We start from the raw sequence: 8,066 nt of genomic DNA on the forward strand, positions 1-8,066 counted from the left end.
CTGCAGCGCGACCGCAGTTTGCTGCTGCAGTTGGCCAATTTCGGCGAGAAGTTCGGCGCTGGGTGTGCGGATGTCGGGCATGTGGTGTTTTTCGCAATAGTGAAAAAATCGAAACATCTTTACGAGCCCATCCAGCGTCGATGAGACGTGCTTTGACGCCGGTACAAGCCCAGGAATTGTAAAGCAGATACACTTTTACAAAATGCAATTCTTGCCGCGTAGTGCGAGGGCGGCCTGATGCGTCACGCGTATCGCGGTAAAAGACCTCAGGCACCCCTCAGCCCGACCATGCGATCTGTTAAGTCCTGACGTTTGTAAATCGCAACAGAAAGTGTCGTTTTTTCGGGTAACAAAAAGATTTCCATGTGGAATTTTCGGAAAATACGGTAATGTTCCGGATCATATTATTGCCGTACGGCATTAGTTCCCAACCACGAGCGCATATGCGCACAGGTTTTTTTCATCCCGCACTACACACCATCGCATTGCGAGGACATCCATGAAACATCCTCTCGACCGAGCACCGGGCACCGCAACCCCGGCAATACTCGCGCTCGCGGACGGCAGCACCTTTACCGGTTATGCCATCGGCGCAAGCGGCCACACGACCGGCGAGGTCGTGTTCAACACCGCCATGACGGGTTACCAGGAGATCCTGACCGATCCCAGTTACATGCGTCAGATCGTTACGCTGACCTATCCACACATCGGCAATACCGGCATCAACCCGGAAGACGGCGAATCGTCCGACGTTCCCGCGGCGCGCGTGCATGCCGCCGGCCTGGTCATCAAGGATTTGCCGCTGCTGGCATCGAATTTCCGTTCGACCCAGGCGCTGTCCGATTACCTGAAAGACCAGGGCGTGGTCGCCATCGCCGGCATCGACACCCGCGAGCTCACCCGTCTCCTGCGCACCAGGGGCGCGCAGAACGGTGCCATCGCCGTCGGCATGTCCGCGGTCGAGGCCATCGCACTGGCGCGCGGCTTCGCGGGACTGGGCGGCATGGACCTGGCAAAGGTCRCCAGCGTCCACGAACGCTACGAGTGGCACGAGACCGAGTGGCGCCTGGGCGAGGGGTATGGCCGGCAGGACGCGCCGCGCTTTCACGTCGTCGCCTACGACTTCGGCATCAAGGCCAATATCCTGCGCATGCTGGCGCAGCGTGGCTGCCGTGTGACGGTCGTGCCGGCGCAGACCGCTGCCGCGGAAGTGCTGGCGCTCCAGCCGGACGGCGTGTTCCTGTCGAACGGTCCCGGCGATCCGGGTCCGTGCGACTATGCGATCGCCGCGACGCGCGAGATCATCGGGAAGGGCGTGCCGACGTTCGGCATTTGCCTCGGTCACCAGATCATGGCGCTCGCCTCGGGCGCGCGGACCGTCAAGATGAAGTTCGGCCACCACGGCGCCAACCATCCCGTGCAGGACCTCGACACCGGGAAGGTGTTGATCACATCGCAGAACCATGGCTTCGCGGTCGATGCGGACACGTTGCCCGCCAACTGCCGCGTGACCCACGTGTCGCTGTTCGACGGTTCGCTGCAGGGTTTCGAACGTACCGACAAACCGGCCTTCTGCTTCCAGGGCCACCCCGAGGCTTCCCCGGGTCCGCACGACCTGCGCACCCTGTTCGACCGTTTCATCTCCCTGATGGAGGCACGCCATGCCTAAGCGCACAGACATCCACAGCATCCTGATCATCGGCGCCGGCCCCATCGTCATCGGCCAGGCGTGCGAATTCGATTATTCGGGAGCCCAGGCCTGCAAGGCCCTGCGCGAAGAAGGCTACAAGGTCATCCTCGTCAACAGCAATCCCGCGACGATCATGACCGATCCGGACATGGCCGACGTCACGTACATCGAGCCGATCCAGTGGGAAGTCGTGGCGCGCATCATCGCCACCGAAAAACCGGACGCCGTGCTGCCCACGATGGGCGGCCAGACGGCGCTCAACTGCGCACTCGACCTGCATCGCCATGGCGTGCTGGCCGAACACGGGGTGGAGCTGATCGGCGCCACGCCGGAAGCCATCGACAAGGCCGAGGACCGCGCCAGGTTCAAGGCGGCCATGACGGCGATCGGCCTCGGCTCCGCCCGTTCGGGCGTCGCGCACAACATGGCCGAGGCCTGGGCCGAGCAGGCCAAGCTGGGCTTCCCCGTCATCATCCGGCCGTCGTTCACGATGGGCGGCTCGGGCGGCGGCATCGCGCACGATGCACAGGAATTCACCGCCATCTGCACGCGCGGCCTGGAACTGTCCCCCACGTCCGAACTGCTGATCGAGGAGTCGCTCGTCGGCTGGAAGGAATTCGAGATGGAGGTGGTGCGCGACAGGAACGACAACTGCATCATCGTCTGCTCGATCGAGAACCTCGATCCGATGGGCGTGCACACGGGCGACTCGATCACGGTGGCGCCGGCGCAGACCCTGACGGACAAGGAATACCAGATCATGCGCAATGCGTCGCTCGCCGTGCTGCGCGAGATCGGCGTCGACACGGGCGGCTCGAACGTGCAGTTCGCCGTCAACCCGGCTGACGGCCGCATGATCGTCATCGAGATGAACCCGCGCGTGTCGCGTTCGTCCGCGCTGGCCTCGAAGGCGACCGGCTTCCCGATCGCCCGCGTGGCCGCGAAGCTCGCCGTCGGCTTCACCCTGGACGAACTGCTCAACGAGATCACCGGCGGCACCATGCCGGCGTCGTTCGAGCCGTCGATCGACTACGTCGTCACCAAGATCCCGCGCTTTGCGTTCGAAAAATTCCGCGGCGCCGACGACCGCCTGACGACGCAGATGAAGTCCGTCGGCGAAGTGATGGCGATGGGGCGCACGTTCCAGGAATCGTTCCAGAAAGCGCTGCGCGGCCTGGACATCGGCGTCGACGGCCTGCGCCGCAAACAGTCGGGCCGCGAGGTGATCGAGGCGGAACTCGCCGCCCCCGGCCCGGAGCGCATCTGGTTCGTGGGCGACGCGTTCGCCGCCGGCCGTTCGCTGGACGAGGTGCATGCACTGTCGCACATCGATCCGTGGTTCCTGGCCCAGATCCAGGACCTGGTCGAGGTCGAGCTGTGGCTGGAAACGCAGCGTTTGGGCAGCCTGGACGCGGCCATCCTGCGCCGGCTGAAGGAGCAGGGCTTCTCGGACCGGCGCCTCGCCACGCTGCTGAAGACCCATGAAGACGAAGTGCGCGCGCGCCGCCACCAGCTGGGCGTGCGGCCGGTGTACAAGCGCGTCGACACCTGCGCCGCCGAGTTCGCCACCACCACCGCCTACCTGTATTCGACCTATGACGGCGACTGCGAGGCCGAACCCACCGGCAACCGCAAGATCATGGTGCTCGGCGGGGGACCGAACCGCATCGGCCAGGGCATCGAGTTCGATTACTGCTGCGTCCACGCGGCGCTGGCGCTGCGCGAGGATGGCTACGAGACCATCATGGTCAACTGCAATCCGGAGACCGTGTCGACCGACTACGACACGTCGGACCGCCTGTATTTCGAATCGCTGACGCTCGAGGACGTGCTGGAAATCGTCGCGCTGGAACAGCCGGAAGGCGTGATCGTGCAGTACGGCGGCCAGACGCCGCTGAAGCTGGCGCTGGCGCTCCAGGCCAATGGCGTCCCGATCATCGGCACGTCGCCGGACATGATCGACGCGGCCGAAGACCGCGAGCGCTTCCAGCAACTGCTGCACCGCCTGGAACTGCGCCAGCCGCTCAATCGCACTGCGCGCACGGAGCAGGAGGCCGTACGCATGGCCGAGGAAATCGGTTACCCGCTGGTGGTGCGTCCGTCGTACGTGCTGGGCGGACGCGCGATGGAGATCGTGCATGACCAGGTCGACCTGGAGCGCTACATGCGCGAGGCCGTCAAGGTGTCGCACGATTCGCCGGTTCTGCTGGACCGCTTCCTGAACGATGCCATCGAGTGCGACGTCGACTGCGTGTCGGACGGCGAGCATGTCCTGATCGGCGGCGTGATGGAGCACATCGAGCAGGCGGGCATCCATTCGGGCGATTCGGCCTGTTCGCTGCCGCCCTATTCGCTGGCGCCGGAAACGGTCGAGGAGCTCAAGCGCCAGACCGCGTGCATGGCGCGCGGGCTGAACGTCGTCGGCCTGATGAACGTGCAGTTCGCGATCCAGCAACTGAAAGTGGACGGCCGCGTGCGCGACCACGTCTATGTCCTGGAAGTCAACCCGCGCGCCTCGCGCACGGTGCCGTTCGTGTCGAAGGCGACCGGGCTGCAGCTGGCCAGGATCGCCGCACGTTGCATGGCCGGGCAGTCGCTGGCCCGCCAGGGCGTGACGGAAGAAGTCGTGCCGGCCTGCTTCTGCGTGAAGGAATCCGTGTTCCCGTTCGCGAAATTCCCCGGCGTGGACACCGTGCTCGGTCCGGAAATGAAATCGACCGGCGAAGTGATGGGCGTCGGCGCCACGTTCGGCGCGGCGTTCCGCAAGGCGCAGCTGGCGGCCAACGTGCGCTTGCCGCGCGAGGGCAGGGTCTACCTGCGCGTGAAGCGCGGCGACCAGGCGCGCACCGTCGCGCTGGCGCGCGAGCTGTACAGCGCCGGCTTCACGCTGTGCGCCGGCCACCTCACCGCGACGGTGATCGCGGCGGCCGCCATCCCCGTCGCGACGGTGGACGATACCTCGGCCCTGCATCTGTTGCAAGCCCGCGAGATCGCCCTGGTCGTGCTGACCGTGGACGAGAAGCGCAGCGCCATTTTCTCGTCGCGCGCGTTGCGTGTGGCCGCCCTGGCCAGCGGCGTGCCGTTCTACACGACCATCGCCGGCGCCGAGGCGGCGCTGGAGGGCATCCGCCAGAGCGACGACGTCAGCCTGTACTCGCTGCGTGCGCTGCACGACATGGTACCGAAGGTGCCGGATGCGCGCGGCCGCCTGGTGCCGAGCGAGGTCGACCTGGCTGCCGCGGCGGCCGCGATTCCCGAGCGGCGCCGGCACGAACGCCGGCGCGCCGCGTGGACCGCGCCGTTGAAGCTGTTCATCCGCCAGCCGTTCACGGAATCGGACGCGCACCAGCAGCGCATGATCAGYGACGTCATGCACCTGATCGACAGCGCCAACGGCGCACCGTATGCGTTCGACTACCTGACGGGCATGCACGCCGAGAGCGCGGGCACGTTCAAGCAGTCGTTCGAGCGCGAGCAGGGCAAGCCGTTCACGCCGAAGAACTTCCGCGACCACCGCCTGGGATTGCTGGACCAGGCCGACGTGATGATCAACATCCGTGTCGGCATGAGCGAAAGCAGTGCGTTCGAGTTGAGCTATCACATCTTCCAGGGGCGGCGTACTCCGGTACTGTTTCTGGTGTGGAAGGGTGCACCGATCAAGACGACCCTGATCCGCGAACTCGAGGACCTGGTCGACGTGACGTATGTCGAATTCGACGAGGTCGAGGAATTGCGCCCCGCGATCCACCGGTTCTTCAATAGCAGCCGGTTCGACGCCGGCGCTTGACCTGACCCAGACATTCCAAAGGAGAGAACATGTTTGAAAATTTAAAGATCAGGACGCTCGTCGTCGGGGCGCTGGGGGTGCTCGTGACGATGATGATGGCGATCGGCGTCATGGGCCTGTACGGCGCCGACCGCTCGGTCGGCCTGGTCCGCGCCGTGATCCTGGCGGACCAGAAAAGCGCCTACGAGCAGAAGTCGATCCGCCTCGACATGGAACTGGCGCGCAGCCAGATCCTGCAGGCCCTGCAGCATAACCCGACGCTGGCCTGGTCGCAGTTGCACGACCACCCGCTGACCGTGCACTTCAGCCAGATCGACAAGCTGGCGGCCAGCACGACGGCCAAGTGGGCGGAATTCAGCGGGGCGCTCACGAACCCCGACGAAAAGCGCCTGGCCGACGAATGGTTCGTCAAGAGCGACCAACTGGGCGTGGCACACATCAAGGYGGCCGCCGACGCCATCCGGGCCGGCGACTGGGACGGTGCGGAGAGTGTGCTGATCAAGAAGATCAACCCGTCGTACCGCGTCGGCGACGAGGCGATGGCGGCGCTCACCCGCGCATCGAAGGAGCGCGCGGCCGCCAACGAGGCCGACGTCGCCGCCTCCCTGCGCAACACCGCATACCTGATGGGCGGCGTGCTGCTGCTGGCCGCGCTGGTCGGGGCTGCGGTGGGCATGGCGATGATCCGCTCGATCTCGTCCCCGCTGGCCGAAGCGACCGCCATCGCGGCCCGCGTGGCCGAAGGCGACCTGACCGGCCGGATCGATGCGCGCGGCAACAACGAGATCGGCACCTTGATGGCCGCGCTGTCGAAGATGAAGGCCAGCCTGGCCGCCATCGTCGCGGAAGTGCGCACCAGTACCGATACGATCAATACCGCATCCGCCGAGATCTCGGCCGGCAACCAGGACCTGTCGGAGCGCACCTGCGGCCAGGCCAGCTCGCTGGAACAGACCGCTGCGTCGATGGAACAGCTGACCGGCACGGTGCGCCAGAACGCCGACAACGCACGCCAGGCGAATACGCTCGCCGTCACCGCGTCGGAAGTGGCGCTGCGCGGCGGCGACGTCGTGGCGCAGGTGGTCGACACGATGGGGTCGATCAACGAATCGTCGCGCAAGATCGTGGACATCATCGGCGTCATCGACGGGATTGCGTTCCAGACCAATATCCTCGCGCTGAACGCGGCGGTGGAAGCCGCCCGCGCCGGTGAGCAGGGCCGCGGCTTCGCGGTCGTCGCATCCGAGGTGCGCAACCTGGCTCAGCGCTCGGCCGGCGCGGCCAAGGAAATCAAGCAACTGATCAGCGATTCCGTGGGCAAGGTCGACAGCGGCGCCCGCCTGGTCGACCAGGCCGGCGCCACCATGAAGGAAATCGTCACCAGCATCCAGCGCGTGACGGACATCATGGGCGACATCACGCAGGCGAGCCAGGAACAGACCGCGGGCCTCGACCAGATCAACCAGGCGATCGGCCAGATGGATTCGATCACGCAGCAGAACGTGGCACTGGTCGAGGAAGCCACGGCGGCTGCCGCGTCGCTGCAGGACCAGGCCAGTGTGCTGAGCCGGATCGTCGGCGCCTTCACGCTGGACGGCGTGGCGGGCCAGCGGGGCGTGCAGCCCGCGCCGGCGGCCCCGGCACGTGCGCTGTCCGCGCCCGCGCGGCGCGCGAACGGCGCGGCCACGGCGCCCGTCGCCAGGACGAAGGTCACGGTCGCGAACGAGGAGTGGGAAACCTTTTGACTGATAGCCTATCCCGGTAGGGTGGGCACCCTGTGCCCACGCGCAACGCGTGCGGTGTGTTGGCATCACGCGTGGGCACGTTCGTATGTGAGACCACTGGCCTCACATACCCCACCCTACACACCGTCGGCGTCCGCGAGGCACACCAGCTTGATTTCCATCTGCAGCGCCACGAGCAGCGTGGTCTGCACGTAGCCGATTTCCCGCCGCACGGGATGGCGGAAGCGCCGTTCACCGCCTTCCCGGTGCAGCACGTCCTGTTTTTCCCAAGAGTCGGCGAACAGCGCACTCTCTTCACACAACGCTTCCACCAGCGCCTGCAGATCCGGATCGGACGGGCGCCGGTGCACGTCCGCCCTGAACTCGGCGGCCAGCCGGCGCGCCCGCGTCTCCCAGTCCACGATCAGCGTCCGCGCCGCCGGGTGCAGGAACACGTAGCGCAGCAGGTTACGGTCGCCCGCATCGGGGTCCAGCCAGCCCGTGAACAGCGCGGAGGCCGAATCGTTCCAGGCGCGCGCCGTCCACGTGTGGTCGAGCAGGTAGGCCGGGGCGGACATCAGGCCCGGCAGCGCGAGCAGGGCGGGGGACAGCGCGTCGACGTGGTCCGCGCCCGCGTGCGGATCCTTCCTGCCGGCGAGGTCGAACAGCGAGGCGCGCTCCGCCGCGGACAGTTGCAGCGCGTCGGCCAGGCGCGCCAGTGCGGCGGGCGATGCCTGCACGTCGCGGCCCTGCTCCAGCCACGTGATCCACGTGACCCCCAGGCCGRCCGCGTCGGCCAGTTCCTCGCGGCGCAGGCCCGGCGTGCGGCGGCGGCCGCCCGGCCGCGCGGGCGTCAGGCGCGCGC

The 8,066-nt window shown here is 66.5% G+C and carries 4 protein-coding genes; 3 read left to right on the forward strand and 1 reads right to left on the reverse strand.

Annotated elements, in window-relative coordinates:
* Window positions 1-499 precede the first annotated feature (499 nt).
* Genes carA through AC1DYX_RS24710 form a run of 3 tightly spaced genes read left to right on the forward strand, consistent with a single transcriptional unit; the run spans window position 500 to window position 7,222 of the window.
* Window positions 500-1,669 carry a glutamine-hydrolyzing carbamoyl-phosphate synthase small subunit gene (gene carA, locus AC1DYX_RS24700; protein WP_477263790.1) on the forward strand — a complete coding sequence of 390 codons (1,170 nt, stop codon included), beginning with the start codon at window positions 500-502 and terminating at the stop codon, window positions 1,667-1,669.
* Complete coding sequence (gene carB / locus AC1DYX_RS24705) at window positions 1,662-5,477, forward strand: carbamoyl-phosphate synthase large subunit (RefSeq protein WP_477263792.1); 3,816 nt, start codon at window positions 1,662-1,664, stop codon at window positions 5,475-5,477. Before carA ends, carB begins: the two co-directional genes overlap by 8 nt.
* Before the next feature lie 29 nt (window positions 5,478-5,506).
* Window positions 5,507-7,222, forward strand: coding sequence for a methyl-accepting chemotaxis protein (locus AC1DYX_RS24710; RefSeq protein WP_477263794.1), 1,716 nt, complete (start codon window positions 5,507-5,509; stop codon window positions 7,220-7,222).
* 116 nt (window positions 7,223-7,338) lie between these two features.
* Here the strand turns inward: AC1DYX_RS24710 and AC1DYX_RS24715 are convergent.
* A partial coding sequence (locus AC1DYX_RS24715; protein ID WP_477263796.1) for an MmyB family transcriptional regulator occupies window positions 7,339-8,066 on the reverse strand: 728 nt, incomplete at its 5' end.

Source organism: Massilia sp. P2_C2, assembly GCF_056404615.1.